We start from the raw sequence: 2274 nt of genomic DNA on the forward strand, positions 1-2274 counted from the left end.
GTAAGCACCAAATAACTGACCGACTATCAAACTAACTAAATCCAAGTTATGATTACCTCATCAAATAATTGGTGAGGTGATTTTTATTGGCAAAACCCGATATTGTACAAATCAAAATGGATCAATCTGAACCACAGCTACGCGCAACAACCAAGGCGCTACAAATTAAGGTTGGCACAAATAAATCAGTGATCGTCTACAATCGCATTAATAACTATATTTTAGAAGCAGTTTTAAAGGCGGTGTTCACCGATGATCATTGATCAACGGCAAATTCGCCAAGTCTATTTAGTGTGCGGTAAAACGGATCTTCGCCGCGGCATCGACGGTTTAGCCGGCGTTGTCCAGGATCAATTTGAATTGGATCCTTATAATCAGGCGCTCTATTTATTCTGTGGTACTAGGAAAGACCGCTTTAAGGCGCTCTACTGGGACGGTGATGGCTTTTTATTACTTTACAAACGAATTGAAAATGGGCGGTTACAGTGGCCGACTAATCAGAATGCATTACGCAAACTGAATGCCAAACAATTGCGGCGATTACTCAGCGGTTGGTCGTTAGACGCCACTATTCATAAAACATGTCCACCTGGACATGAAAAATAACTATTCAAGCTAAAGGAGACGTGGTAAACTCAATTCATAAAATACGGACTGAGTAGGTGGGCTAATGACCCCAGAAGAAGAAATTGCGGCGTTACGCAAACAGGTGGCCGAATTGACAGAGATGGTCGCATACTTGACGAAAAAACTTTATGGTCAAAAATCAGAACAAACGGACCCTAATCAGCTGTCTTTACTGGAAGGTAATGACGGTGTTTTTAGCGCGCCAGAGCAAACTGGCCAACAAAGCAGCGCCACAGATCAAGTACCGGCAAAGAAAAAGCGTAAAAAAACCCGGCAAGAAAGCTTAAGCCGCCATTTGGCGGTTAAAGAAACAATTATTGATTTAACTGGCCAACAGTGTGACCAAGGTCATAAGCTAACCAGCGTTGGCAAAAAGTTTGTCCGTGAAGAACTGCATTTTATTCCGGCTAAACTCTATCGTGAGCGTATTTATACGCGCACCTATAAGTGCCTTGAATGTGAACTAGAAGATGGGATTGCGCATTTAATTCAAGCGCACACACCAGCAGCTTTAATTCCGCATAGTCTCGCTTCAGCTTCGGTGGTTGCCGAGATCATCTGTCAAAAGTTTATCTTAGGTACGCCGTTATATCGGCAATTACCCAACTGGAAGCGACTAGGTATCGCACTTTCAGAAGCCACGGCGACCAACTGGATCATTAAATCAAGTCAAATGGTTGCGCCAATCTACGACCTATTGTGGCAAGCAATCAGCGCGCAGCGCTATTTGCAAGGTGACGAGACCCCAATTCAAGTACTACGTGAATCAGGTAAAGCCGCAACCGCAAAATCCTATATGTGGGTGGCCCGAACGGTCAAACAATGTCCCCAGCAAATTATTTTATATGCTTATAGCAAGACACGTTCAGGCACCTTCGCCCAAAAATTATACCAGAACTTCACTGGTATCCTACAGTGCGATGGTTATGCCGGCTATAACTTGTTAGCAAACAGTGTGACTCGGGTCGGTTGTTGGGCCCATGTGCGGCGTAAGTTTTACGATGCCGCCCAAGTTAACGGTAAAACAGTAGCAAGTGTCCCCCTGACATTGATCGATGAGATGTTTGCCCATGAACGACAATGGCAGCATTTTTCCCCGCGCGTGCGGCGGCGTAGACGACGTAGTCAGATTCGCAAGCTACTTAAGCGCTTCTGGAAATGGATCGCTTCGGCACAGGTACTACCTAAATCACGTTTAGGTAAGGCAATCACTTACGCCGTTGATCAAAGGCCGACCTTAGATCGGTTAATCAATATTGGCATGATGGACTGGAGCAATAATGCTTCTGAACGCAATATGAAGCGTCTTGTGATCGGCCGAAAAAACTGGCTTTTCAGTACGAGTCCAGCCGGAGCCAGATCAACCGCCATTTGGCTAACTTTAATTGAAAGTGCCAAGGCCAACGGCATTGATCCACGAGCTTACATTACTTATCTGTTAAAAGAACTGCCGCAACAACCAGATTTCGCCGATCCGGCGCAGTTAGCGGTTTATTTACCATGGCATTATCCAGGTGCTCGGCATCAAAATAAAAAAACAACGGACAAGCATCAAGCTAAAAATGCCGCCTAACAAAAGACAACCAGATTTCTCAAAATCGAGAAGTTTGGTTGTCTTTTTAAAACGGGTGATTATTTACCGCTTAC

General features: G+C 44.6%; 3 protein-coding genes. All 3 read left to right on the forward strand.

Annotation, left to right across the window (positions count from 1 at the left end):
* Positions 1-86 precede the first annotated feature (86 nt).
* The 3 genes from EKM76_RS13530 to tnpC all read left to right on the forward strand — a co-directional run bounded on the left by EKM76_RS13530 (position 87) and on the right by tnpC (position 2200).
* The gene (locus tag EKM76_RS13530; RefSeq protein ID WP_010012905.1) at positions 87-263 is read left to right on the forward strand and encodes a hypothetical protein; all 177 of its coding nucleotides are present in this window, start codon (positions 87-89) and stop codon (positions 261-263) included.
* Positions 253-606, forward strand: coding sequence for an IS66 family insertion sequence element accessory protein TnpB (tnpB, locus tag EKM76_RS13110; protein WP_010011941.1), 354 nt, complete (start codon positions 253-255; stop codon positions 604-606). Before EKM76_RS13530 ends, tnpB begins: the two co-directional genes overlap by 11 nt.
* 64 nt (positions 607-670) lie before the next feature.
* Entirely contained in the window at positions 671-2200 is a 1530-nt protein-coding gene (gene tnpC, locus EKM76_RS13115; RefSeq protein WP_164507668.1) for an IS66 family transposase, read from the forward strand.
* The last annotated feature ends 74 nt before the right edge of the window (positions 2201-2274 follow it).

The sequence above is a fragment of the Loigolactobacillus zhaoyuanensis genome (assembly GCF_003946385.1).
Lineage (GTDB): Bacteria > Bacillota > Bacilli > Lactobacillales > Lactobacillaceae > Loigolactobacillus > Loigolactobacillus zhaoyuanensis.

Excerpts from the sequence above, each read along its gene's own strand:
- tnpB (WP_010011941.1), top strand. The coding sequence starts at position 253 with ATGATCATTGATCAACGGCAAATTCGCCAAGTCTATTTAGTGTGCGGT.
- tnpC (WP_164507668.1), top strand. The coding sequence starts at position 671 with ATGACCCCAGAAGAAGAAATTGCGGCGTTACGCAAACAGGTGGCCGAA.